This is a genomic window from Paenibacillus sp. FSL P2-0089, assembly GCF_038595095.1.
In the GTDB taxonomy this organism is placed as follows: Bacteria; Bacillota; Bacilli; order Paenibacillales; family Paenibacillaceae; genus Paenibacillus_AQ; species Paenibacillus_AQ silagei.
Genome location: NZ_CP152006.1, coordinates 3338523 through 3364090 on the forward strand (window position 1 = coordinate 3338523; position 25568 = coordinate 3364090).

A 25568-nucleotide genomic window follows, 5' to 3' on the forward strand; every position below is an offset into this window, starting at 1 on the left:
AGTCAGTTGACAGTAATAGAAGCAGGCCAGCTTGCAGGTGGCGTAATCCGGCTTGTGCCTTTGACGGCGGAGCATAAGTCTGAGCTTACGAAGTTGCTGCACAATCCGCTGATCTGGGAGTATACCTGGAGACGGATCAGCTCAGAGGAAGAGGCAGGACAACTGGTGGATGCGGCTCTGGCGAATGGGGCGGTGGGCAAGGAAATCCCTTATGTGATGGTGGAGCAGGCATCCGGCCGGATCGTAGGGACCACGCGGTTGATGCATTTGGACCGTAAGCATCGTAATGCAGAGATCGGCTGCACCTGGATCTCACCGGATTACTGGAGGACTGCGGTGAATACGGAGTCGAAGCTGCTTTTGCTGCAATATGCCTTCGAAGTGCTGGGCCTGATCCGGGTGGACTTCTCCATTGTCAGTCACAATCTGCGCTCCCAGCGGGCCATTGAGCGGATTGGAGCGGTCCGGGAGGGCATCCTGCGCAAGCATAGGATCACCGCTCAAGGCGCTGTTATGGACAATGTGCTGTACAGCATTATCGATGAGGAATGGCCTGTGGTGAAGAAGAATCTGCAATATCTGGTGAATGAGAAATACAAATAGCTGTGTGCTATGATGTGGTATGAAGTAGCTTTAAAATATAGAGGGGGCCCAGCGCGGGCGCCTCTATTTTTTTGCAAATAGCCATATCTATGAAACATTGATATAATAGAATGACATGAGAATAGAAACATACATTCCCATTATCTCGGGGTTCTGAGCATGAACAAACCGTCTATAACTGTGTATGTTCCGGCCCAACCTTCACCCTGCGGTGCGGATTTGGGTTTATGTTATGTTGTAGGGAAATTATGAAGTGATGGCGAGGTTGGCAAGAGCATGAACTGGAATGATTTCGGAGAACGGAACAAGCGGCTGAACCCCTTGTGGAGTCTCGGTGCAGGCATGAATCTGGGTGAGCTGCAGCCGTATAAGGAAATGATTGCGCTTAGTGTGCTGCTGCAGGTCTATTATCTGGAGCTGGAATCGAATGAACAGCGGGCCCGGGAGGACCTGGTGGATCTTGCTTGGAGCTCACTTGAGCGCTTCGGCATAGAGAAGCTCGGCAGCCCGGAATCGGTCGAACGGCTGGTAGACGGACTGCTGTGGAGCGGCAGCGGCGGGGATTTCGAGTCCCATTATTACGATGACCACACCCGGCAGATCGGGGTCCAGAAATACAAGTATTTCACTGTGGACGAGGATGCTACGCGTATCAGCTGGGAGGAGAACGGGACGACCATTTACCGGCTCTCCGAGTATGCGATGGAGCTGATCTTCATGAGCCACGAGATTATCGATGAGTTCCAGGTCAGCATCAAGCTGCTGGAGATTCAGATGCATATCAAGCATGGACGGGTTACCCGGGCGATGCAGGATGTGAATGAGTTGATCTCCCGCGTGCGCAAAATGACCCAGCAGCAGCAGGAATACCGCAATGCCCTGCGCCGTAATCCGAAGCATATCTTCAGCGAATACGGCACCCAGCGGCATGAGCGACTGGAGGAGATCCACCAGCAATTTGACGAGGAACGCAAGCATTTCGATAATATCCATCGCTCGCTGGCCCGGCTGGCCAATGATGAGAAGGATGTCATTGATTTTAATGAGCTGCGTCAGCTCTCCGAGCGGGTAGAGCTGTCCCGTCGGGTGCATGACGAGCTGGCCGAGGTTGTGCTGAGCATCTTCGAAGCAGAGACGAATCTGCGGCTGAACTTCCCGGAATTATTCTGGGGAGCAGCGGGCTTTAACTTCCGCACTCATGTGTGGGAGGAATGGGTGAAGCCCGAAGGACTGCGGGATGGGGATAGCCTGGAGACGCTGATCAGCGGGCTGTTCTCGCCCAGCCAGGATTTCATCTATCCGCTGGCCTGGGCCTGGGAAGAGCAGGAGGTTGGCTTCCTTGCGGAGGATACGCCGGATGTGACGGAGGAAGCTGGGGAAGACGAGGACATCCATTATGTGCCCAGAGGTATTCCCTGGACCGAGGTATGCGAGCTGTGGCTGCCGGTCATAGCCGGAGTGGCTGCGCACGGCAGCTTCACCTTCACTGCCGAGGTGTTCACGGAGCAGGAGCAACGGCGCTGGGCGGATTGCCCGGATGCCGTGGATTTGTGGGTGCAATTTTTCCATACCGTAATTACTGTCGAGGAACAGGAACCAGAGGGCCACGGGGTGGCAGACGAATGCCAGAAGCTGCTTCAGCGGCTGATGCTGGATCACCCGGAGCTTGCGGTGCTGCGCGGCGCAAGGCTGCTGACCACCATCTCTGCACAGCAGCAGGGCAGCATCCGTATCCCCGGCCTTGAGATCAGCCCTTATACCATTACTATAGTAGAGAGAAGTGAGATGATTCGGATATGAGTTATTCCCTAGAGCAAGTTCAGCAGGCTTCCCGGCTGTTCTTCGACCTGCTTAAGCGCAAGGTGATTCCGCTGGATGATCCCGCTGCCGCCGAATGTCTGCAGGATACCGCCGCTTATGACGCCTTGCAATACGTAGCCAAAGAAGCCGGCTGCCGGATTATGAATTCCGGTCACCGCCTGCACCTGCTCGTGAGTCCGATCGGCTCCGGATTCGCCAGCAACTTCACTCAGCTGCGCAATAAGTATTCACGGATTGAGCGTAAGACGCATCTACATATCATTAACGTTATTATCCTCGTCTTTCTGGCGGAGATGGACCAGGATGAGCAGCACTTCAAGCCGGGACAGGACAGCATGTCCTATATTCAGTTGTCGGATCAGGTATCCGAGCTGTTCCAAGGCTGGATCGGCATGGATGAAGACGGCAGCTTCAGCAAGCAGTGGCGGCTGGATATCCAGGCGATGCACAGAGTGTGGACCAGCCTCTATATGCAGACCCGCAGCCAGGAGGAGGGCGATTCGCTAACCCGCGGCGCAGGCTCACGGATTGGCCTCATCCACGAAGGGATGAAGCTGCTGGAGGAGGAGCATCTGGTGTTCATTTCCGAGAATGAGAAGCGGATTTTCCCAAGGGAAGAGCTGTACGAGCGGATGCGTTATCTCTACCACGATGTGGACCGGTACAAAGAGCTGAAGGCTCTGGTTGGCCGCACACTCAGCGAACAGGAAGGTGAAGCCCATGCCGCGCATTGAGCGAATCCGCATCGCCGGACTGAAATACGAGAAGATGCTGAAGAAATATGAGGATATGATCCTTGATCTCTGTAATGAAGAAGGCCCGGCCAATACCCTGATTACGCTGATGAACGGCGGGGGGAAGGGCGTGCTGCTGCAGTCGATTTTCCAGTTGCTGATGCCTAGAGCCGCCTGGGGTAAGGATAATGAGAACCAGGTCGAGGCCTTCTTCCATAATCACAAAAAACAGCTGAAGCCCTACACCTTCCACGTGGCGATCGAATGGCGGCTCGACGATAAGGAGCGGACGGAGTATGTCACCACCGGGATCGCGATGACTGCTCAACATTCCATGGACCAGCTTGAGATCAAAGTGGATTATCTCCTATACGCGCTGCTGAAATATGAGGAGACGGCTGAGCTTACACTATCCACCCTGCCCTTATATGATCATGAGCTGAATACGCCTGCGAGCTTCGAAGCGATTCAGCAGTTTGTGCGGGAACGGCGGGGTGAGATTAATGTCTACGGCAGCAGCAGCTCCGATCTGAAGAAATACTATGCCTACCTGGCTGACCATGATATCCATATTGATGAATGGCGCAATATGCGCAGAATCAACGGGGAAGAGGGCGGCATCAAGGGCTATTTTCAGAAAAATGACGCATTCACCAATCATAATCTTTTTGAGCGGCTGATTATTCCAGAGATTGGTTCCAGTCTTGGGGGAAGTATGCGCGAGGATGAAGGCTCGCTTCAGCGGATGTTCGTGGATACCGCTACGGTTGCACAGCGGCTGCCGATGCTGGAGCAGCGGGAGCGGGCTTTTGCCGAGTTCACCTCTCTTGCGGCTCCTCTGTATGAAGCGGTGAAACTCGGAACGGAGGCGGACCTCAGCTTCCAGGAGACCGAGAGGCTAGGAGCGCAGCTCTATACCGTTATTCATGATGAACTGAAGCAGGCGGAAGACAAGCGCCGCAGAACGGCGGATGAGCTGGCCGGACATTATCTGGAAGCGAAGACGCTCAGATTCGAGAGCGATAATCTGAAGTACCTGCGGCTGAAGGAAGAGCATGACGGCAAGCAGGAGCACTTCAGAGTGGTCTCTGACAATCAGACACGGGCCAAGCAGCGTCTGGAAGAATCCAAGCAGCGGGAGAAGTCGCTGGAGGTTGCCCATTATCTGGCCCGGCGCAAGCTGCAGCTCCGCCAGATGGAGCAGTGGCAGAAGGAGATTGAAGCCATCGAAGGGTCGCTTGCGATGAAGGAGCGCCAAGAGGTGATTCAAGGGGCCAAGCAGGAGCTGCGGGTACAGTGGGAGCAGGTCTACCGGCTATGGCAGGCGAAGAGCCTGTTCTACAGCGGACAGCAGCATTCCCATGCAGCGGAAGAACAGATTCTGCGCAAGGGCAGGGAGGAATTACTGCTGGAGCTTGGCAGGCTGGATGGGAAGCTGCAAGAATTAACAGCCATGATCCGTCAATATACGGAGGAGCTGGGTGTGTTCGCTTCCCGCCACGGACAGGAAGCCGCCCACTCACCGGCAGCCGCCCTACAGCGGACGCTGATTGCGGCCAGAGGGCTGACTGAGCAGATTGAGGCCTTGAACGAACAGCGTAAGACCGCTGAAGACCAGAAGCTGCTCCTGCATACGCAGCATACCCGGCTGGCTGAGAAGCTGCAGGGGGCCGAGGCCCAGGCAGAGGAGCTGAGCGGACGCATCGAAGCCCAGATGAACAAGGAATCACAGCTCTGGTCACAGCTCGTAGTGCTGCTGGGGATGTATGAGGAGCATCAGCAGCTGGGCGCGACAGCTCTATTTGAAGCGAAGCCTCTAATCCAGGAGCGGTTCATCCGCAGACTGGAGGATACCGAGCAGCAGACGAGGCGGCTACGGCGGGATTATTATCAGCAGCTATTGGATGTCGAGCTGCAGCAGGAAACCTACTGGCTGCCTAACCATGATATCGTAACGGTGAAGGATACGCTGGATGCCCTCAAGATTAGCTCCATGACCGGCACCATGTATCTGAACGATCAGCCTTATCTGGTCCGCGAGGAGGAACTGGAACGTCATCCGCTGCTTCCTTACGGCCTGATTGTCACGAAGCGTGAAGCGGCTAAGCTCCAGCCGGAGCTGCTTAAGGAGCTCCTGCTTAAGGCTCCGGTCCCGATCTTCGTGCGCGAGGAGATGGCGGAGGGCGGTACAGACGCCTTCCTGCTGCTGGCGCATCAAGGGCCGCAGATGGTCTTGCAGCCGGATCATTTCCAGGAGTGGAAGCGGAGGATGGCCTCCAGACTCCGTGAGCAGGAGGAGGAGCTTCAGGCGGAGGAAACGTATCTTGCCAAGCTGAGATCCGCCCGGCAGGAATATGAACGCCTGCATCAGGGCGAGCATACCGCAAGTCTGCGGATTAGACAGAAGAGTGCGGAGACCCTGCTGCAGGAGCTTCGCACCCAGCTGAATGAAATGAACGCAGAACAGGCACGCTATGAGGAGGTTCTGGCTGGAATTTCCAGAGACCTGTCAGCCTGCGAAGCAGATAAGTCCGAGCAGGAGGCACGGGCGGCGGCGCTGCGGGAGTGGAATGAGCGGAGCCGGAAGCACGAGCAGAATTATACAGACAAGCACAAGTCTGTGGAGCAGAAGAATAATCTCAGCAAAGAGATTGCGGTTAAGGACCAGCAGCTCGCCCGGCTGAAGGCGGAGATGGACAGCCTCGCCTTGCAGCGCGAGAAATGGATCGGGGATGCCCGCTATTCTGTATTCCCGCGGCTGCAGAACTGGTTCCCGGACATAGAGTTCCCCGGTGAATTTGGGGGTGCAAAGGTTCAGGGTGCTGATGCTGAGGCGGATGTTAAGGCAGATGAAGCTGCTGCCGATGAAGTACTAAATGAGACGGTACAGGACAAGCTGCTGCAGCTGCTCAGTACAGTTGAGAGTCTTCAGCAGTCGCTAAGCCAGAATGAGCTGGAGATCCGCACAAGAACAGCCCAGATCAAGGCAGCTAGAGAACAGCTGGCTGAGCTGGAAGCTGCTGTGCAGCAGGTAGATGCCGGATGGCCGTCTGCCCCTGAGCCGCAGGAGTCACCGGATATGATTCAGTCCGCCAGAGTCCGACAGAAGAGCGACACGATGATTCTGGACGAGGACTATCAGCAGCTCCGTGATTCCTTCATCCGCTGCCAGACCGAGCTTGACAGCCTGCGCAAAGAGCTGGGCAAGTCCGAGAAGGCGATCAAGGAGAAGCATGAGCGGACGGTAGAGCTGTGGCATGAGCCGCTGGAACAGAAGGAAGAAGAGATCAGTCTGCGGGTCCGGGAGAATGAGCATCTGCTGAATACCAGTAAGCAGGTGCTGGCTTCTATGGATCAATGGCTGCTCGTTCTCGGCAATCAGAGCCGGATCATGGCTACCCATGTCGAGCACCGTGTGCCGCTCCGGGAGGTGCCGGAAGAATTGCCGCTGAATGTGCGGGAGAGCTGCGAGACGCTGGTGGAGGATTGGCTGCAGCGCAGCAAGACCAGCCGCAGCCAGCGGGCGGAGATCTCCCGTAAGGTGAAGGAAGAGAAGACTGAGCTAAGCGGCAAGGTGGCCAAGTCCGGCTGGAATGCGGAGCTTGAGACCAAGATTCAGGAACGCCTGAACAATGTTCACTGGGACGATTTCGCTATCGCCTTGCAGGTGCTGGATTCCATGCTTCAGAGCTCGCGTGATCAGATGGAGAGCATCCGCAGCGATAAAGAGGATATGGAGCTGTCCCGCAAGCTGTGGGTAGGCCGGGCAACCAAGCGTGTGGTGCAGATCGTTGATATTCTGAAGCGGATGGAACGCCGGATGATCATTCACAATGAGAACGGCCATGCCTTCCCGCTGGTTAAGCTGAATTACAGGAATATTAACGTTCCACGGACGACCGATGACATCGAACCGCTGGTCAGCGAGTACTTCAACCGCTGCATCAGCAGCCTGCTGGAGCGGTTCCCGAAGATGGAGCAGGTTCCGGCTTCAGCTGTCAGAGAGCTGATTAACGATGGACGCATGGTGTATGCTGCACTGCAGAACCGCTTCCCGGTGTTGCAGGTGTATAAGCCGGTGACGGAGAATTACTTCCTGTATGCCGCTCCCGAGGACTATCATTATTCCGATTGGGAGGTCATCAACCGCGGCGCGCTGGATGAGGCGGTGGGCAGCGGCGGACAGCGTCAGTCTGTTCAATTGCTAGTGGCGATGATGATTATGACTCACAAGCGCGTTAACCGGGAAAACAAAGGCTGGACGGTCTTCCTGTACGATAACCCGTTCGGTGAGATGGTCTCGAATAACGTGCTCGATCCGGTCTTCGAGATCTCGAAGGCGCTGAAGTTCCAGTGGCTGATCGTCACGCCGCCGGAGCTGGTCAAGAATGATGTCAGCATCCGCTTCGGCGTGTACTGGCAGCTGTATTTTGGCGGAGATAAAGGGGATGCCCTGGATTCGACCCTGATCAAAGGCGGGCGCAAGCTGATCCCTGCTTCATTATTCTAGTTAATCTAACCAATCCAATAGACAGGTGGTAGTGTGATTATGATGAACTTAAAATCGGCAACGAAATTAGCTAACGGTGTAGAAATGCCATGGTTCGGGCTGGGTGTCTTCAAGGTACAAGAGGGCCAGGAGGTTATTGATTCGGTCAAAGCAGCCATCAAGGCCGGTTATAGAAGTATTGATACGGCATCCGTCTATGGAAATGAAGAAGGGGTCGGACAGGCTATCCGTGAATCGGGAGTTGCGCGTGAGGAGCTGTTCATCACCACCAAGGTATGGAATACAGAGCAGGGCTATGATTCTACGCTGGCTGCATTTGACCAGAGCTTAAGCAAGCTGGGACTGGATTATGCCGATCTGTATCTGGTACACTGGCCGATCCGGGCCAAATACAAAGACACCTGGCGCGCACTTGAGAAGCTGTATGCGGACGGTAAAGTCCGTGCCATCGGAGTATCCAACTTCCAGATCGATCATCTGGAGGATCTGCTGGCCGACGCCACCGTGAAGCCGATGGTCAACCAGGTGGAGCTGCATCCGCTGCTTAACCAGCAGGAGCTCCGCGAATATTGCAAGGCACAGGGCATTCAGATTGAAGCCTGGGCCCCGCTGGCCCAAGGGCATCTGCTAGACAATGAGGTACTGGCTGATATTGCAGCCCGACACAACAAAACACTGCCGCAGATCATCCTGCGCTGGGATCTGCAGAACGGAATCGTGACGATTCCGAAGTCGGTCAAGGAGGAGCGGATTATTGCGAATGCCGATATTTTTGACTTCGAGCTGTCTGAAGAGGAGATCAGCCGGATCAACGGCCTGAACCGCGATCAGCGCTTCGGCTCTCACCCGGACCGGTTCAACAACGAGTAAAGGGCCCGGCGGTCTCTTTCGAATATTTGCTAGATTCGGACATACACATAAGAGAGATGGAACTATAAGTCCATCCTATGCGTAACCGATATAGTAATAGAAGAGAATTGAGAAGCCGGAGGGGTAACTATGAATCGTAAAAGTATACAAGCAGCACTTACCGCCATCCTGATGATTGTGCTTCTGCTGCCGCTGGCACCCGGGCGGGCGGAGGCTGCTGTTCCGAAACATTCAGAATCATTCTATGTGAATGACTTTGCAGGCGTAATTGATGAGAAGACAGAGAATTACATGGTCAACTATGGGGTGAAGCTCTATCAGGAGACCGGGGCACAGGTAGTGCTGGTCACCGTGGATTCGACGAACGGTGTCTCTATGGAGAAATATGCGACCTCGCTGTTCAATTCATGGGGAGTCGGCTCAGCAGACAAGAATAATGGACTGCTGCTGCTGCTCTCCATTAAGGACGATGATTACTGGGCGGTTCCCGGCAAGGGACTGGAGACAGAGCTGAACAGTGGTGTGATCTCGAAGATTCTCTCGGCATCGCTGGAGCCGGACTTCGCTGCCAAGAAGTATAGCGCCGGTGCTTATAAAACCTATGGCTCCTTCATTCAGAAGCTCGGCGGAAGCTACTCGGAAACGCTAGGCACCCGAAGCTATGTGTCGGACAATGCCGGAATCTTCCCGCAAGTTACCAAGGATTATCTGAACCAGTCGAGTAACCGTTACGCGGCTACCACCGGGAGCGGAATCTATGTGGTAACTGTTAAGAATACTGGCGGCAAGAGCCTGCAGGATTACACCTATGCGAAGTTCGCCGGGGTTGCTGCCGGTCCCAGAGATGTGATGCTGGTGCTGGATATCGGCGGGGATAACTATCATGTGCTACAGGGCAAGTCGATCGACAGAGTGCTGACGAATGAGCGGATCAGCGGGATTCTGAATACAGTGCTGGAGCCTAAATTCGCGGCAAAAGATTACGCTGGCGGTGCAACCGGGACGGCGAATGCCTTCTACAGCTTCTTCCTGGCCCGTGCAGATGCTGCTTCGGGACAAGCCGCAGGCAACTCCACATCTACAGCAGCCTCCACCGTCAGCAAAGCACCTGTGAAGGCAAAAGAACCTGTGGAGCTGGTGCCTGTCTCCAGATCGAAGGGGATGATGATTCTCGGGATTTTCCTGGTTGTTGTCGCGCTAATCAGTCTCGCGGCTGCCGCGCGCAACCGTTATGTTGCCCGTTACGGGATACGGCTGAATCCGCATAACCCTCGCAATATCCGGCGATATGGCGTCTGGACCGGCCAGCCCGGCTATGGCTACAGCCAGAGAAGAAGATACCGGCGGCCGCACCATCACTCCTCCTCGGGGAGCGGCTCATCCAGCTCCAGCAGCTTCTGGGGCAGTAACTCCGGGGGCGGCGGTTCTTCGAGCGGAGGGGGATCGGGGCGGTATTCCTCCTCTCATAGAGAATCGAACAGTGGAGGAGGGGGTTCTTCCAGCGGTGGCGGCTCTGGCCGGCACTCCTCTGGCTCTTCCGGTGGTGGAGGAAATTCCGGCGGTGGCGGCAGCGCAAGCAGCGGTGGCGGCGTGGGCAGACACCGGTGAGCCGGACACACTAACCCGTTAAGGGTTAGGTATTGTTCATCCACATTCTGAAGTGTAACACGCATAGAATGGACAAGAAGGGGAAGCCGTGCAGGGATGCGCGGCTTCTTTTCACAGCTATTATGTGGTTAAGTAAGCAGCGTAACACGAGTTGAGAGGAATTATGGTACGAGTTAAGAGGAATGCAGATTGTACACGTACTTACGGAGGGCATGCAGCAAATAGATGTATTCCGTGCAGCTAAATGACGGTGTAAATCTGGATTTGTAAGCTTAAATGTATTATGTACAACTATAATTGGTCGAAAGCCCTCTTTTACCGAATAAGGGTGAATTTAAATGTACAAAGTGCAATTAAGTCAATCCCGGCGCAATAATGGACCGTTTTAATTGTCAAAGTACACTTAGGGGATAGGCACAGTGCAACTGGAAAGGAAGGATTGATTTTATGAGTACAACTATAAGGGTCCGCCGGATGAAGTCCGAAGACATTACATGGATACATGAAGGGCTGGCCCCGCATGATGTCAGCAAACCGTTAACGTATATTGAACAGTGTTGGAAGGAAAACGAAGGGGAGAAGCGGCTTACGCTATTAGCCTTCCATGAGAATCTGTTTGCAGGCTGGGGACATATCGTGTATACCTCACACTATCCTTATTTTGCAGAGAATCATATTCCTGAGATCCAGAATCTTGATGTGATTCCTACCTTACGGAAATGCGGCATTGGCAGTGTGTTGATTGACGCTCTCGAAGCAGAAGCATTCGCCAGATTTGACACAATTGGCATTGGTTTCGGATTATATGACAGCTACGGTACGGCCCAAAGGCTGTACACCAAACGCGGCTACATTCCGGATGGCCGGGGACTCATGTATGACAACAAGCCTGTGGTTCCTGGAAGTCAGGTGCGGGTGGATGATGAGCTTACTCTATACTTGACCAAATCAAGGTAGAGCACGAATTACCATTACTATAGCGGCAGTCAGGGATATTAATGTCCGGGCTGCCGCTATTAGGTTTCTTTAAATTTCAGCATCATAGCGTGCCAAAAATTCAGAAACTATTTCAGGATTTGTCATAAGCGCCACTGATTCATTCTCTAATTCCTCAGCCAGCTCATCGTCGGTCATGGATACAAAGAAGGTAATGTCCTCTTTGGTTTGATTATATTTTGTGAATACATCGTCCTTGGTTTCATTAACAGCCTTGGCAATGATTTTGACCATTTCATCTTTATATTGGTATACATTATCCTCTGCATATAAAAAACGGCTGATATGATTGAAATGCGAATGCTCACCATATTGAAATTCGGAAATTGCCCATTTGTAATAAAGCTCTGTTTCAGCATCATCACATAAACCTTCACTTGTCATATCGGCAATATGTCTGGCAAGTGATTGCTCAGTATTGACAGCAAGGAACAGAGTGACAAAGTCGCTATCGGTCCCGACTGCGCAGACATATACCTTCTCATGTGCTACTTCGGCCAATATAGCTTCAAGGTCAGCCACCAAGCCCTCGCGAATCCGTTGTTCAAATTCAGTAAGAAAAGCGTTCATTAAAACCCTCCTTATATTACGATTAAGTATAACTTCACTTATAGAATAGTGGCGTTGCGTATAGGAATGCAAGCACCTGTCCTTATTTCCGGTTTGCGTCCGTAAGCGCATTCTCCCGGATCGTATTCAACTCCTCCACACTGAACAATCCGGCCCGGTACAGATTAACGAACTCGTCCGACACACTCTGGTCAAAAATAATCATATCATCAGTGTTCACCGTGACTGTGACGCCATAATCATAGAGCTTGCGGATGGGATGTGACGCATAATTGGCCACCCGGGAAAGCAGAACATTGCTGGTAGGGCAGATGTTAAGCTGAATATGATGGTCGGCAAGCCACTTCATCGTCTCTGGTGATTGTGCGGCTGCGATGCCATGCTGAACCTGATCGAGCTCCAGTTCCTCCACAGCTTGTTTTACCAGATCAGATGTACCAAACTCCCCAACATGCGCTTTGAGAATTAGCCCTTGTTGCTTCGCCATGCGGAACACCTGCTTAAATCCGGGAACGGCAAACTCATCGCCAAAGATATCGAGGGATTTAAAGTAGTTATGCTCCAGATATTGTTCGAGCATCTCAATGGTTTCTTGAATCGGCGTATGGGTGAGAAAAGCAAGCTCCGGGACAAAATGAATCTCTGGCGCAAACCGCTGGTGAATGCCCTGGATGGTCTGAATCAGTGTTGCTATAGAGCCGTCAAACCACTCTTCTTCACCCATCGTCACACTCATATGCAGCAATTGAACACCGTCTGACTTCGCTTGAACAAAGGACGCCTCAATACGCTTCTCATAACCGATTCGCCCAGTTAGTAAAGGCTTGATATAGCGGGCATTCCACAGGTTCATCTCCCCAAGATCCTTATATGTTGGACATTCCGGTATAGCCGTACCGCACCAGGCACTTATATATCGTTTGTTGCCTCCCCGGGTGATATGGTTGTGCAGATCGCCTTTAGGTATTTGCCGGATGCTGTCCAGATTGTTCTGCTCCAAGGCTGTGATGAATTGCTGTTTCATGCCGCTGTCCTCCTATGTTTTAATTGGGCCGGCCTGCGCTTATATGAACTAGTTTACAGTTTCTGGACAGAGTTAAACAAACTGAAACTTTTAAATCAGAGATTTCGTCTATCATGGAAGTTGTGAGTTTATAGACTTAACCATTATCGGTATGTTAGGGAGGATTTCAGAAGTGAGCTCTTTACCACAACGTTCTACTGTACGTAAGAAGAAGAAACCGGCGCCGAAGCGCAAGAAAAGAGGTTTCTTCCGCACACTCTTCAGGGTGTTCATGGTCTGTTTCATTCTGGTTATAGCAGCCGGAGGCTGGCTCTATTTTGCACCGTCGGCCCAGAATACGCGCTTCCTGATCGCAGATACGCTGATTACGACTCAACACCGGCACTGGGCCAAATATATTATCGGCGAAGAGGAATTGAAGCACCGCGTCAGCGATTATACCAAGCGCTTCGAGGAGATGGGCGACGAGGTAGACACCCATGAGATCAAGCCTGAGCCTCTAAAGGAAGCTGAGCATACACCGCTGGTCCAGGTTGAAGAGGTTTCGGGCAGCGGCTACAGCGGCTATGTCATGATTGTGAACGACCCCAAGAAGGTGCGCCTGGGTGTGCCTAGCAAAATCGGCTCCGGGGAAAAGGTATCCAGCATGGTGGCGCGGACCGGGGCTATCGCCGGGGTGAACGGCGGCGGCTTCGCCGATCCGAACTGGAAGGGCAATGGCTTCAAGCCGATCGGGCTGGTGATCTCGCAAGGGAAGCTGTTCTACAATGGACTGGGCGGCAAGAAATCCACACAGATTGTCGGCATCGATAAGGAAGGCAAAATGGTCGCCGGTAACTACACTCTGGATCAGCTCAGCAAGATGGGGGTGCAGGAGGCGGTTTCTTTTCAGCCACGGATTATTGTGAACGGTAAAGGCCAGATTAAGAATGCCGCCGAAGGCTGGGGCATCGCGCCAAGAACAGCTATGGGCCAAAGGGCAGACGGTGCGCTCATCTTCGTAGTGATTGACGGGCGGCAGCCGGGCTACAGCATCGGGGCGAACCTGTATGATGTGCAGCAGATTATGCTGAAGCATGGGGCGGTCATCGCGGCCAATCTGGACGGGGGATCTTCGACGGTGCTGGTGAAGGACAATGAGATTGTCAACAAGCCCTCTTCGCAGTATGGGGAGCGTTACTTGCCGACGGCATTCCTGGTATTCGATGACCCCGAGAACGCGAAGATCAAGAATATCTGGGAAGGGCTGGACCCGGCCAAGATCGACGCAGGCAAGAAGCGCACCCAGTAACATACGCTAGGTTCCCTGCTTCATAATCAATAGTAGATCAGACGCGGCAGGTGTGCTAGGATAACAAGTAAATTCTTATTTTGCTGAACCTGCCAGGTGAAGTCCATGATCGGAGGGGGAAAGGTTTGACTTTGCAGCAGCTCCGCTACGCAATTGAGATTGCGAACAGCGGCTCTATGAATGAAGCGGCCAAACGGCTATTTGTGTCGCAGCCCAGCCTCTCGAATGCTATCAAGGAGCTGGAGAACGAGCTTGGCATCACGATTTTCGAACGGAATAACCGTGGGATCAGCATCTCGGCGGAAGGCATGGAATTCCTGGGCTATGCCCGGCAGATTATTGAGCAGACTGAATTCATGGAGAACCGCTATACCGGCAAGAAGCGCAGCCCGATCTATTTCTCGGTATCTACACAGCATTATGCGTTTGTTACGGATGCTTTTGTGAAGCTGATGAAGGAGAGCAAGGTGCAGGAATACAATTTTAGCCTGAGAGAGAAGCAGACCTATGAGATCATCGAGGATGTGCGTACCCTGCGCAGCGACATCGGGATTCTGTATATCAACGAGAGCAACTACAAGATCATGAACAAGCTGTTCAGTGACGGGAACCTGAAGTTCACCCCGCTGTTCAATACGAATCCGCATGTATATGTGCGGGAAGGGCATGTTTTGGCTGCAAAAGAGAGAATTACGGCCGAGGACATTCATCCATATCCTTACATTACTTTTGAGCAGGGTGATAACAACTCGCTGCATTTCTCGGAGGAGATGCTTAGCTTCACGCAGATTGAGAAGAATATTAAGGTGACTGACCGGGCCACACTGACTCATTTGCTGCTCGGAAGTGATTCGTATACCGTGGGGACCGGGATTATGGCCTCTGAGCTGGATGATGCGGGGCTGATTACGATCCCTTTTGACAGCAAGGAAGTGTTCTCTGTCGGCTGGATTGCCCACAAGGACCGCAAACCGAGTGAGATTATGTCTACATATATTGATATTCTGAATGATCTGGTGTCGGGTAATGTTTTCGAGCTTGAATCTTTCTTACTATAAGAGCAGGAGGGACGTATGAGCAGTCCAGTGATCGGATCGACAAGAAATGCACCGCCCTTCCGTTACGACATTGTCGGGAGCTTCCTGCGTACAGAGGAGATCAAGAATGCACGCAGCCTGCATGCGGAAGGTGAACTAACCGCGGGACAGTTGGCGGAGATTGAGAATATAGAGATTGGAAAGCTGCTGCAGCAGGAGAAGGCGCTTGGGCTGAAGGCTGTGACCGATGGCGAATTCCGCCGCTCCTGGTGGCATCTGGACTTCTTCCTGGGGATTGAGGGTACTGGAAAGATCACTCTTGGCGGTACTCCCGGCGCTTCCAAGGAGCAGACGAACCGGGCGGAGAGCTTCAGAATTACCGGTAAAATCGCCTTCGGGGACCATCCCATGGTCGCGGAATTCCGTACCTTGCAGCAGATGGCCGGAGAGACGCTGGCCAAAATGACGATTCCTTCACCCTCTTTGTTCCATTTCGTGCAGGAGTATAACGGAAACGAGATTTATTCCGATACCGAAACGCTGTACGGAGATATCATTCAGGTGTACCGGACGGCGATTCAGGCCTTCTATGATGCCGGTTGCCGTTATCTGCAGCTGGATGATACCACCTGGGGGACGCTGTGCAGCGGCAGACATCGTGCTCATCTGCGCAGCAGGGGCGTTGACCCGGATCAGTTGGCAAAAGATTACGTCCGGCTGATTAATGAGAGCATTGCCAGCCGCCCGGCGGACATGACCATTGCCCTGCATGTATGCCGGGGCAATCTCCGCTCCACCTGGTTCGCCGCCGGCGGGTACGGGCCGGTCGCCGAGGAGCTTTTCTCGAATACGAACGTGGACGCGTTCTTCCTCGAATACGACAATGAACGCTCCGGCGACTTCGAGCCGCTGCGCTTCATCCGGGACCAATTCGTTGTACTGGGACTGGTGACAACCAAGCATGGCGGCCTGGAGAGCAAGGAGCAGCTCATCGCGCGGATCGAAGAAGCTGCACAGTACGTAGACATCAACAAACTGTGTCTTAGCACACAATGCGGCTTCGCCTCTTCGGAGGAAGGCAATATTTTGACGGAAGAAGAGCAGTGGGATAAGCTGCGGCTGGTGATTGAGACGGCGAATGAGGTTTGGGTGTAAGTGAGTGGGGAGGATTGCCGGGGGCGATCCTCCTTTTTGCGGGGATCGCCAGGCTACGGGCGGAGGATAGATGGATTTTCTCCACTTGCTGATGATATGTATGGCTGTGCCGGGGCAGCAGTTGGATAAACGACACTTAATTTCTCCCATATTCCGCCATAGTGGTATATCCCGATCCAGTAGTTGCTGTTTTTCCACTTGTTTACCTGAAACTATTAGAAACGAGGGAAATAAGATACGTTATTCCATTTGTTTGCTGCGGATGGCTTGTGTTCTGTGTGATTGCAGTTGTAGATCAATAGAACGTTATAAGGCGTGCATCTAATCACAAGTAGCCCTCCGAAGAGCACTGATCGTTTGGCCATATGAGCCGAGGCATTCGATTCTAATAGTCGCATAGACCTGAATCGTGATTTTTTACTGTTACTGTTACATACTGTTGAGAGCGTTTTCTATTTTTACTCCAAACTCTGTTTCGTTTAGCTTGGGTGTTCGAGTTTTTGAATCGACGAGAGGGTAATACAGAATTAAATATTTTCCAGATTGGTAGACAATTGGTGCGTGGGAACTAAGAAGCTGAATACTTTCTTCAAAATGCTTTAATCCACTTTCTTGTTTCTCCTCCGATCCGAGAGTGTAAACTTTTATAATTTCCTCATTACTCAGTTTATAGCTAACAGGTTTAATACCCTCAAGAATGTAGTCGTCAGGTGATTCAATTTGTGTAATGTTTTTTTCAAGGGACATTATGGCTTCATTCACGTTAGAATATTTTTGTTGAGAAGAACAAGCAATAAGAAATAAAAAGCTAATGAAGGTGAAGAATAGATTTTTTTTCATGAATAATCCTCCTTTTTTGTTCAGGACACCGATAAGAAGAGACTTGACCCACCTAATGCAGAAGTTATTAACAAAACTGAGCTTGCTATGTATTCCTTATGATTTTATCAAAAATAGCGAAGAAAAGTATGGCATGGGCTTAGGGTGATGAATTTTCTGGAGTTCTGTCTTTGGTTCGAGATGCTCAAGCGAAATCCCTGACAGCTATTAAAGGTTATTTTAAACTTAGTAATTGACACATTCTCCCTCCCGCAGTATTATTGCACATAATAACTTACAGCAACAAGCGATGAAGAGAAGAGTAAGCAGGCGGCAGCGTTTACAGAGAGCTCCAGAGTGGTGAAAGGGAGCAGCGAAGCGCCTGATCTGAAAAAAGTCTCCGAGCTGCATAGGGAATTGGGCACAAGTGTCCAAGGATGGTATGCCGGGTTCTCCCGTTACAGAGATAGGGTATAAGCGTCATGGCCGTACCCGAAGAGGCGGATCAGGCAACTTGTCCGTGAACAGAGGTGGTACCACGAAGCTTATCCAAGCTCTCGTCCTCAAGATATTGATCTTGAGGGCGGGAGCTTTTTTGCGTTCACAGGCGGGCGGCTCCGAGCGCAGTCAAGCAGGCTCCAAGTAAGATTCATACTATCAGTAGAGGTGATTCATTGTGCATTGGGCAGAAAAAATTGCAAACCGGTTAATCGCGGAGCATCCGCAGCGGCAGACGTATGTATGTGCATCTGGGATCAGTCCGTCCGGGTCCGTTCATATCGGGAATTTCCGCGAGGTGGTAACGACTGCATTTGTGGCGAAGGCGCTGCGGCGGGCGGGGAAGGAGGTGCGGTTTATTTTCTCGTGGGATGACTTCGACCGGTTTCGTAAAGTTCCGGCCCATATCGATCCCGGCTTCGCTCAGTATATTGGGCTGCCATATTCGAAGGTGCCTTGTCCGTATGGCTGTCATGCTTCGTATGCGGCACATTTCGAGTCGGAATTCGAGCAGGCGCTCCAGGTATTTGAGATTGAGCCGGAGTTCATTTATCAGAGCCGGGAATACCAGTCAGGCCGTTATTATCCGCAAATTCTGCACGCCCTGCGCCGCCGGGGAGAGATTTACGATATCCTGATGTCGTTCAAGACAGGTGGGAGTTCAGCGGATGAGCGGGCGGCATTCTATCCCATCCATCTCTATTGCGGGCAATGCGGCAAAGACTCGACCACCATTCTGGACTACGACGACACGGCGGAGACCGTGGCTTACCACTGCGGCTGTGGTCATTGCGATACTGTACATATTCCGCAGGCGGACAATATCAAGCTGCACTGGAAAATCGACTGGCCGATGCGCTGGCAGCAGGAGCAGGTCGTATTCGAGCCGGGAGGCCGGGATCATTCGTCAGAGACAGGAAGCTATAATGTGGCTGCGGTAATCGCAGAGCAGATCTACGGGTATTCGCCGCCCATGTATGAGCCATATGAATTCATCAGTATTAAAGGCAGTTTCGCCAAAATGTCCAGCTCCTCCGGGCACAATTACACTCCAGATGATCTGCTAGAGGTCTATGCCCCTGAGAACATCCTGTTCCTGTTCGCCAAATACCAGCCGAATGCCGCCTTTCATATCGGGCTGGATGAGGATGTGCTGCGCAACTATGCGGAGTTCGAGCGGTATGCTGCGGGAGCACGGGCAGGCAGGCTAACGGGCGATCTTGCAGGTGCGCTGGAGCTGTCTCTGCGAAGCGACTCCCCGGTGAGTGCTGGAAGCAACGTTAGCTTCGGCCAGGTAGCCAGTCTGCTTCCCTTAATCAACTTCGACAGGGGAAGGCTCCGGGAGATGTTCAACAGAAATAATGTGGAGATTGATGAACTCCGGCTTCAGAGGGTGGCGGACCGTGCGGAATACTGGATTAGGAACTGGATGCCGCACAAGCTGGTGACGATCCAAGCTTCGCCCAACTATGCATATTATCACTCCCTTACTGGAGAACTGAGATGGCTGCGGAGCTTGTGCAGTCTGCTGCGGAGCAGGGAGCTGGACGAGACGCAGCGGATGACCGAAATCTACGCCATTTGCCATCATGAAGACAAAAAGACGATGCGCATCCAACAAAAAAGACTGTTCACCATCATCTATCAGCTGGTGCTTGGTGCAGAGGAGGGGCCTCGTCTGCCTTGGCTGATTCAGGCAGCCGGAACGGAGCGGATGCTGAATTTGCTCGAATTGTGAAGGAGTGTGGACTGCCCTTTACGGGATAGATCGAACAGAGGTATAATATACAAGACTGTTTTTAATCAAATGTTGGAAAGCGAGCGGTAACGATATGGGTCGTAAATGGAATAATATTAAGGAAAAGAAAGCATCCAAGGATGCGAATACAAGTAAGGTCTACGCCAAGTTCGGGGTAGAAATCTATGTTGCAGCGAAGAAGGGCGAGCCTGATCCGGAATCCAACCGGGCGCTGAAGGTCGTTCTGGAGCGTGCCAAGACCTACAATGTACCGAAGGCGATTATTGACCGTGCCCTGGAGAAAGCCAAGGGTAGCGGCGATGAGACTTACGTTGAGCTGCGCTATGAAGGCTTCGGTCCAAGCGGCTCGATGATTGTAGTCGATGCGCTGACGAATAACGTCAACCGCACGGCTCCGCTGGTCCGTTCCACGTTCAGCAAGAACGGCGGCAACATGGGCGTCAGCGGATCGGTTACGTATATGTTCGATCCGACAGCGGTAATCGGGGTAGAAGGCAAATCAGCGGATGAGGTGATGGAGCTGCTGATTGAAGCAGATCTGGATGTCCGCGATGTGCTGGAAGAGGACGAGGCGGTCATCGTGTATGCTGAGCCGGATCAGTTCCATGCGGTTCAGGAAGCCTTCCGCAGCGCGGGAATCACGGAATTCACCGTAGCGGAGCTGACACTGCTCCCGCAGAACTACGTAGCTATTCCTGAAGATGCACAGGCACAGTTCGAGAAGCTGATCGATGCGCTCGAAGAATTGGACGATGTGCAGCAGGTCTACCACAACGTGGATTCTGAAGAATAGAATAGCGGTAACTTGAATAAGCGGGCAAGCCGATTTCCAGGCTTGTCCGCTTATTCTTTCGGGAGTGAGAATGGAGAGGAAGAATTGGAATGGAAGTCTTTCGATTAGTCAGTGTGGTTCATGTTTTTCTGATTAAGGACGGACAAGTCCTGCTGCTGAGACGGAAGAATACGGGACATCATGACGGGGAGTATGGATTGCCTGCCGGGAAGCTGGATGGCGGCGAGCCGCTGCATACCGCCGCCATCCGCGAGGTCCGGGAAGAATGCGGTGCGGTTATAGCTCCCGCCAATCTTACCCTGATCGGAACGATGCACCTGCGGACCTCCGGGGATGAGCGGGTGGATTTCTTTTTCAGGGCGGAGCAGTGGACCGGAGAGATCCACAACATGGAGCCGGACAAATGCGATGAGGTAAGCTGGTTCCCGGTGGATGCGCTGCCGGAGAATATCATCCCGTTCGTACAGGAGGCCTGGAATACATTCAGGAACGGCGTCTGGTATGCCGCTCACGGATGGAATTAGATTAGAGTAGCGGGGGGGATGGCGCAGTAATGGAAGACTGGACGCTCAGTATGGTTCTTATATTGGTGGTATGCGGATTTCTGGCCGGATTAATTGATTCTGTAGTGGGCGGCGGCGGACTGATCGCGATTCCGGCGTTGCTGGCGGTAGGGATTCCGCTTCCGCTGCTGCTGGGCAGCAGTAAATTGGCCGGTTCGATGTGCTCGCTGACCAGCACCGCCTCGTTCGTGCGTTCCGGCAAAATCAATTTCAAGCTGGTGCGGACGCTGATCCCGCTGTCGATCATTGGAGCGATGGCCGGAACGCTGACTGTCCGTCAGGTGCCTTCCGAGTTCCTGAAGCCGCTGGTGATCGTGATGCTGGTGGTCATTACAATCTACACCTTGTTCAAAAAAGCCTGGGGAGACGTCTCCACCTTCTCTGCCAGCAACGGTAAATTACGTCTGGCGGGAAGCATGGCAGCGCTCATAATCGGCTTCTATGACGGGTTCTTCGGCCCGGGAACGGGGTCGTTTCTGATTTTCGCTTTTCTGATGATGGGGTTTGAATTTGTCACCGCCGCAGGCAACGCCAAAATCCTGAATTTCGCCAGCAACATCACAAGCCTGCTTACATTCATTGCCCTGGGCTCTGTCAGTTACACCCACGGGCTGATTCTGGGGATTCCGATGGTGATTGGAGCCATTGTCGGCTCCCGGATGGCGATCCGCAAAGGGGCAGCGTATATTCGGCCGTTATTCATTACAGTCACTGTCATATTGATCGGCAAGCAAATATGGGATACGATGCATTAAGCACAACTAATGGAGTGGATGAGATGGAGATCAAGCTTATACATAAGGAAGAAGTCTGGAAGCTTAGGCATGAAGTCATGTGGCCCGAGCGGGAGCCGGATTATATTAAGCTGGCAGATGACGATCAAGGCAAGCATTACGGGCTGTATGTGGGGGATCGTCTGGTTTCTGTGTTATCCCTGTTCGTCAACGGCACAGATGCGCAGTTCCGCAAATTCGCTACCCTGGAGCTGGAGCAGGGCCAGAGCTATGGCAGCAAGCTGCTGAAGACGGTTCTTGCGGAAGCGGAGCTGGCGGGGGTGCGGCGGATTTTCTGTAATGCCAGAACGTACAAGGCAGGCTTTTACAAGAAATTCGGCATGCAGAGAACGGATGAAGTGTTCAGCAAAGGCGGCAAGGATTACGTGGTCATGGAGAAGTTCTTCGGACCTGCAACGGATGCGAATGGGGGAGCTTAAGGGATGACCAAGAAGCTATATTATGATTCAGCTTATATTCAAGAATGGAGTACCGTGATCACTTCCGCGATAGAGCGTGAAGACGGGAGCTATGTGACGCTTGCGGAGACGGCCTTCTACCCGCACGGCGGCGGACAGCCATGCGATACGGGAACCATCGGCGGAATTAATGTACTGGATGTGGTGCTGGAGGATCAGGAGGTACTGCATAAAGTAGCGCAGCTTCCCGGGCAGACTGAAGTAGACTGCGCCATCGACTGGAGCCGGAGATTCGACCATATGCAGCAGCACAGCGGCCAGCATCTGCTATCGGCGGTATTCCGCGAGCTGTATCAGGCACTGACACTGAGCTTCCACCTGGGCAGCGATTATGCCACGATTGATCTTGATCTGGGGGAACTATCTGCGGCGCAGCTGGCGGAGGCTGAACAGGAGGTGAACCGTCAGATCTATCTGAACCGCGCAATTACCAGCTACTTCGTGACCGCAGAGGAAATGGCCAAGCTGCCGCTGGTGAAGCTTCCTAAGGTAACGGAGGACATCCGGATTGTCGAGATTGAAGGTGTAGAGCATAACGCCTGCGGCGGCACCCATGTGTCTTCGACAGGGGAGATTGGGATGATCAAGCTGCTGCGGTCCGAGAAGCAGAAGGGCAATATCAGGATTACCTTCAAATGCGGGAGCCGGGCGCTTGCGGAATTCAACGATCAAATGCAAATCCTGAGTCTGTTGTCGGCCAAATTCAATACGAACAAGGACGAAATTATGGACCGGATCAGCAAATGGGAGCAGGAGCAGAAGCTGCTGGTAGCAGAGCTGGCTGCCGTGAAGGAGCAGAACGACAGCTATCTGGCCCGGGACCTGTTAGCTTCTATGGAAGAGGGCAGCCGGGTGCTCACGCATATGTCGGACGGGAGAACGCTTAAGGATCTGCAGAGTCTGGCTGCGAAGCTGACGGCGCTGACCGACCTTCCGGTGCTGCTGCTGAGTGCGGCGGAGAATAAGGCGGTACTCGCGCATAGCGGATCTGCGGATTTCTCGTGTGGCACCTTCTTCAAGGCTCACTTGGGCGGATACCAGGGCAAGGGCGGGGGCAGCGACAAGCTGGCTCAGGCTGGATTCCCGGCATGGGAAGACGCACTGGCATTTTACAATTTTGCTAAAGGGCAATTCTGAGGCAGGGCAGTTAAGGAGCTATGGAGCGTTTATTCCGTAGCTCTTTTTGCTGTTTTCATAGGGTAAGCAAGGATTGGACCGACTTAAGGATTATTTAACATTTGAAGTCTTATAATCAGGACAGAGCTTGACGAAGGGAGAAAATTAACGTGTTCCTGACTATTCTAAAAAAGGATTTGCGGCGTAAAAAGGTGATGAATACCGTTCTGCTGATCCTCATCATCCTGGCCTCCACACTAGCTGCAAGCAGCTCCAGCCTGATGTATTCCACCTCCAGCGCCTTGGGCAGTTTCATCGAAGCCAGCAAGGTGGCGGATCTTAATATCACGCTGGCCAATGACCCTGGCTATAACTCGGCAGTAGAAGACTGGGTCAAGCAGGAAAAGAAGGTGGAGACAGCTTATACAGAACGGCAGCTCAATCTCTTACTGAATCAGGTTACGATGCCTGAAGGCCGCAAGAGCTTCTCGGGAAATGTAAGCTTCGTGCTGTCCGCCATTCCTGAGCAGGTGAACCTGGTCTTCGGTGAAGACAATGAGCGATATTCGCTTCGCCCAGGGGAGATCGGTCTTCCGGCCAGCCTGATGCTAAGCAGCGGTATCGTACCGGGAGAGCAGCTGAAGCTTACGTTCGGTGAGATTACGAGAACGTTCACGGTGAACGGTTACTTCAAGGATGCGTTCATGGGGGCAGATCTGCTGGGACTAAAGCGCCTCATGTTGTCAGCAGAGGATTTCAAGGAAATAGAGAAGCTGGTGCCCGAAGATAAACGGATGAATCTATGGAGCTTCGTGGCGGCACCGGGTGTAGCGTCTACTGAGATATCATCTTCTTTTGCGAACAGTGATCTGCCTATCAGCTTCGAGGTGGATAAGGCGCTGGTCAAGATGACTTATATGACGGACCGGATGATCTCAGCCATGATGTTTGCAATTAGCGTGTTTCTGATCTTCATTGCTTTTCTGACCCTGCGCTTCACCATTGTCTCCACCCTGCAGGATGAATACAAGGAGATTGGCGTTATGAAGGCCATCGGGTTCAGGAACCGGGCGATCAAGCAGCTCTACCTGACAAAATATACAGGGCTGGCCTGTCTCGGCGGCGTTCTTGGACTCGGCATCAGTCTCCCATTGACTGCGCTGATGTCCCGCAAAACCTCGCAGTATATGATTTTACCCGGAGGCAGCACCAATATAATGATCTCGGCGCTTAGCACGGTGGTTATGATCGCATTCATTCTGCTGTTCTGCTTACTCTGCATGCGCAAGATTAACAAGGCATCGGCCATCGATGCAATCCGGCAAGGCCAGACCGGTGAACGCTTCAAGGCGTCCCGGCGCATTCTTTTACATAAAATCCGTTTCATCCCGCCCCCGTTCTTCCTCGCGCTGAGCGATGTGCTGAACCGGCTCAAGAGCTACACTTCGCTGATCCTGACGCTGATCCTAAGCTCCGCGATCATTCTGATCCCGGTCAATCTGACCAATACCATTGTAACGCCTAAGTTCCTGGAATATTTAGGTACAATTGGTGCGGATTTTTATAGCTCAACCGTCGTGGCAGAGAAACCCGTTGAGAAGATCCAACAGGACAAGGCACTCCTGTCCAAGCGGCTGAAGGATCAGGGCTTCGAGGTCACGCTTACAGCGAATTATACGGTAAGTACCAAATATATCTCCGATAACGGGCAAGCCAACCGGCGGATTAACGGCCAGAAGAATGATCAGAACGGATCTGTTGAGATTCTGGAAGGGACAGCCCCGCTCCTGAAGAATGAAATTGCGATTACAACCATCATGTCCGAGAAATACGGGAAGCGGGTGGGCGATAATATTACTTTTGAAATCGGCGGGGTTCAGGGGACCTTCATGATCAGCGGACTGTTTCAAAGTATCTCCAACGAAGGGTACGCGGTCTGGATTGCACGGGACTATGAGCTGAAGACAATACCCGCTTACATGTTCTCCGGCGAACTCCATGCCCCGGAGCAAGCGAAGGCAGGGATGATGAAGGAAATTCAGCAGCAATTCCCGGAACAAGGCTTCAAAACCTCGTTTGAACTGCTGGGAGAGATCACGGGCGGCTTCATGGGCCAGCTTCACAGCATCAATGGGCTGCTTACGGCTATCATCTGCCTCATTACGTTCTTCATCACCAGCCTGTTCGTCCGATTGATGATTGCGAAGGAGGTTCACGGCATTGCTGTCATGAAAAGCATCGGCTTCACGAATGCCGCGATCCGGCGGTGGCAGGCGCTGCGCATTCTGATTATTATGTCCGTCTCGCTGGTGTTGGGCGTAATCGCTGCGAACACCCTAGGCAGCCGCCTGCTGGGTCTCATTTTCCGGATCTTCGGACTGACCAGCCTCCAGTTAAATATTCTTCCGCTCCAGGTCTATCTACTGTATCCGCTGCTGATCCTTGCCGTGGTCATGCTGGCAGTGTACACCAGCTGCGGCCAGATCAAGCGTGTGCAGATATGGAATATGAATAAGGAATAGGCTTATATTTTAAAAGAAAAGAAGGAG

At 52.6% G+C, this 25568-nt stretch carries 20 protein-coding genes and 1 other annotated feature; of the genes, 17 read left to right on the top strand and 3 right to left on the bottom strand.

Translation table 11 applies throughout. The features are described 5' to 3' along the window. Nucleotides 1-6: 6 nt before the first annotated feature. From NST69_RS13825 to NST69_RS13855, 7 genes are all read left to right on the top strand, one after another. A complete protein-coding gene (locus tag NST69_RS13825; protein ID WP_342549627.1) occupies nt 7-603 on the top strand; it encodes a GNAT family protein in 597 nt (198 codons plus the stop codon). 276 nt (nt 604-879) lie between these two features. Next, the gene (locus tag NST69_RS13830; RefSeq protein ID WP_342549629.1) at nt 880-2403 is read left to right on the top strand and encodes a hypothetical protein; all 1524 of its coding nucleotides are present in this window, start codon (nt 880-882) and stop codon (nt 2401-2403) included. Continuing rightward, complete coding sequence (locus tag NST69_RS13835) at nt 2400-3158, top strand: DUF6063 family protein (RefSeq protein ID WP_036728653.1); 759 nt, start codon at nt 2400-2402, stop codon at nt 3156-3158. The genes NST69_RS13830 and NST69_RS13835 overlap by 4 nt, the downstream gene beginning before the upstream one ends. Beyond that, nucleotides 3145-7668: a hypothetical protein gene (locus NST69_RS13840; protein ID WP_342549631.1), complete on the top strand. Its 4524-nt coding sequence runs from the start codon at nt 3145-3147 to the stop codon at nt 7666-7668. The genes NST69_RS13835 and NST69_RS13840 overlap by 14 nt, the downstream gene beginning before the upstream one ends. Nucleotides 7669-7704: 36 nt before the next feature. Then, on the top strand, nt 7705-8538 hold the full coding sequence (locus NST69_RS13845) for an aldo/keto reductase (RefSeq protein WP_342550175.1): 834 nt from the start codon (nt 7705-7707) through the stop codon (nt 8536-8538). A gap of 129 nt (nt 8539-8667) precedes the next feature. Further along, complete coding sequence (locus NST69_RS13850) at nt 8668-10146, top strand: TPM domain-containing protein (protein WP_342549632.1); 1479 nt, start codon at nt 8668-8670, stop codon at nt 10144-10146. A gap of 447 nt (nt 10147-10593) precedes the next feature. Continuing rightward, entirely contained in the window at nt 10594-11103 is a 510-nt protein-coding gene (locus tag NST69_RS13855) for a GNAT family N-acetyltransferase (protein ID WP_342549633.1), read from the top strand. Nucleotides 11104-11172: 69 nt separating this feature from the next. Here NST69_RS13855 and NST69_RS13860 read toward each other — a convergent pair whose 3' ends face one another. Together NST69_RS13860 and NST69_RS13865 are read right to left on the bottom strand one after the other, a co-directional pair. Then, nucleotides 11173-11712: a DUF4303 domain-containing protein gene (locus tag NST69_RS13860; protein WP_342549634.1), complete on the bottom strand. Its 540-nt coding sequence runs from the start codon at nt 11710-11712 to the stop codon at nt 11173-11175. Between the two features lie 82 nt (nt 11713-11794). After that, complete coding sequence (locus NST69_RS13865; RefSeq protein ID WP_342549636.1) at nt 11795-12736, bottom strand: hypothetical protein; 942 nt, start codon at nt 12734-12736, stop codon at nt 11795-11797. A gap of 151 nt (nt 12737-12887) precedes the next feature. On the opposite strand from NST69_RS13865, the gene NST69_RS13870 reads away from it, so the two are divergent. The 3 genes from NST69_RS13870 to NST69_RS13880 all read left to right on the top strand — a co-directional run bounded on the left by NST69_RS13870 (nt 12888) and on the right by NST69_RS13880 (nt 16219). After that, nucleotides 12888-14027, top strand: a complete 1140-nt coding sequence (locus NST69_RS13870; RefSeq protein WP_342549637.1) for a phosphodiester glycosidase family protein — start codon at nt 12888-12890, stop codon at nt 14025-14027. A 125-nt stretch (nt 14028-14152) separates the two neighbouring features. Then, nucleotides 14153-15085: a LysR family transcriptional regulator gene (locus NST69_RS13875; protein ID WP_339314112.1), complete on the top strand. Its 933-nt coding sequence runs from the start codon at nt 14153-14155 to the stop codon at nt 15083-15085. A gap of 15 nt (nt 15086-15100) precedes the next feature. Beyond that, complete coding sequence (locus tag NST69_RS13880; RefSeq protein WP_342549638.1) at nt 15101-16219, top strand: 5-methyltetrahydropteroyltriglutamate--homocysteine S-methyltransferase; 1119 nt, start codon at nt 15101-15103, stop codon at nt 16217-16219. 429 nt (nt 16220-16648) lie between these two features. Here NST69_RS13880 and NST69_RS13885 read toward each other — a convergent pair whose 3' ends face one another. After that, nucleotides 16649-17059 carry a hypothetical protein gene (locus NST69_RS13885; protein ID WP_342549639.1) on the bottom strand — a complete coding sequence of 137 codons (411 nt, stop codon included), beginning with the start codon at nt 17057-17059 and terminating at the stop codon, nt 16649-16651. A gap of 280 nt (nt 17060-17339) precedes the next feature. Then, nucleotides 17340-17606, top strand: a binding site (T-box leader). Between the two features lie 108 nt (nt 17607-17714). Here NST69_RS13885 and lysS point away from each other — a divergent pair. The 7 genes from lysS (at nt 17715) to NST69_RS13920 (ending at nt 25541) form a co-directional block, all read left to right on the top strand. Then, on the top strand, nt 17715-19274 hold the full coding sequence (gene lysS / locus NST69_RS13890) for a lysine--tRNA ligase (protein ID WP_342549640.1): 1560 nt from the start codon (nt 17715-17717) through the stop codon (nt 19272-19274). A 94-nt stretch (nt 19275-19368) separates the two neighbouring features. Continuing rightward, nucleotides 19369-20088, top strand: coding sequence for a YebC/PmpR family DNA-binding transcriptional regulator (locus NST69_RS13895; protein WP_076078109.1), 720 nt, complete (start codon nt 19369-19371; stop codon nt 20086-20088). 89 nt (nt 20089-20177) lie between these two features. Further along, nucleotides 20178-20612 (top strand): NUDIX domain-containing protein, encoded by a 435-nt coding sequence (locus tag NST69_RS13900; RefSeq protein ID WP_342549641.1) that lies wholly within the window; start codon nt 20178-20180, stop codon nt 20610-20612. Nucleotides 20613-20641: 29 nt separating this feature from the next. After that, nucleotides 20642-21406: a TSUP family transporter gene (locus NST69_RS13905; protein WP_036728626.1), complete on the top strand. Its 765-nt coding sequence runs from the start codon at nt 20642-20644 to the stop codon at nt 21404-21406. Nucleotides 21407-21429: 23 nt separating this feature from the next. Then, nucleotides 21430-21864 carry a GNAT family N-acetyltransferase gene (locus tag NST69_RS13910; RefSeq protein ID WP_342549643.1) on the top strand — a complete coding sequence of 145 codons (435 nt, stop codon included), beginning with the start codon at nt 21430-21432 and terminating at the stop codon, nt 21862-21864. Nucleotides 21865-21867: 3 nt separating this feature from the next. Next, nucleotides 21868-23040, top strand: a complete 1173-nt coding sequence (locus NST69_RS13915; RefSeq protein ID WP_342549644.1) for an alanyl-tRNA editing protein — start codon at nt 21868-21870, stop codon at nt 23038-23040. A gap of 149 nt (nt 23041-23189) precedes the next feature. After that, nucleotides 23190-25541, top strand: coding sequence for an FtsX-like permease family protein (locus tag NST69_RS13920; protein WP_342549646.1), 2352 nt, complete (start codon nt 23190-23192; stop codon nt 25539-25541). Nucleotides 25542-25568: the final 27 nt, after the last annotated feature.

Bases quoted from the DNA above. Each gene is read 5' to 3' on its own strand.
- NST69_RS13850 (WP_342549632.1), top strand. From the start codon at position 8,668: ATGAATCGTAAAAGTATACAAGCAGCACTTACCGCCATCCTGATGATT.
- NST69_RS13855 (WP_342549633.1), top strand. From the start codon at position 10,594: ATGAGTACAACTATAAGGGTCCGCCGGATGAAGTCCGAAGACATTACA.
- NST69_RS13865 (WP_342549636.1), bottom strand. From the start codon at position 12,736: ATGAAACAGCAATTCATCACAGCCTTGGAGCAGAACAATCTGGACAGC.
- NST69_RS13835 (WP_036728653.1), top strand. From the start codon at position 2,400: ATGAGTTATTCCCTAGAGCAAGTTCAGCAGGCTTCCCGGCTGTTCTTC.
- NST69_RS13895 (WP_076078109.1), top strand. From the start codon at position 19,369: ATGGGTCGTAAATGGAATAATATTAAGGAAAAGAAAGCATCCAAGGAT.
- NST69_RS13900 (WP_342549641.1), top strand. From the start codon at position 20,178: ATGGAAGTCTTTCGATTAGTCAGTGTGGTTCATGTTTTTCTGATTAAG.
- NST69_RS13885 (WP_342549639.1), bottom strand. From the start codon at position 17,059: ATGAAAAAAAATCTATTCTTCACCTTCATTAGCTTTTTATTTCTTATT.
- NST69_RS13910 (WP_342549643.1), top strand. From the start codon at position 21,430: ATGGAGATCAAGCTTATACATAAGGAAGAAGTCTGGAAGCTTAGGCAT.
- NST69_RS13830 (WP_342549629.1), top strand. From the start codon at position 880: ATGAACTGGAATGATTTCGGAGAACGGAACAAGCGGCTGAACCCCTTG.
- NST69_RS13880 (WP_342549638.1), top strand. From the start codon at position 15,101: ATGAGCAGTCCAGTGATCGGATCGACAAGAAATGCACCGCCCTTCCGT.
- NST69_RS13915 (WP_342549644.1), top strand. From the start codon at position 21,868: ATGACCAAGAAGCTATATTATGATTCAGCTTATATTCAAGAATGGAGT.
- NST69_RS13905 (WP_036728626.1), top strand. From the start codon at position 20,642: ATGGAAGACTGGACGCTCAGTATGGTTCTTATATTGGTGGTATGCGGA.
- NST69_RS13840 (WP_342549631.1), top strand. From the start codon at position 3,145: ATGCCGCGCATTGAGCGAATCCGCATCGCCGGACTGAAATACGAGAAG.
- NST69_RS13870 (WP_342549637.1), top strand. From the start codon at position 12,888: ATGTTAGGGAGGATTTCAGAAGTGAGCTCTTTACCACAACGTTCTACT.
- NST69_RS13860 (WP_342549634.1), bottom strand. From the start codon at position 11,712: ATGAACGCTTTTCTTACTGAATTTGAACAACGGATTCGCGAGGGCTTG.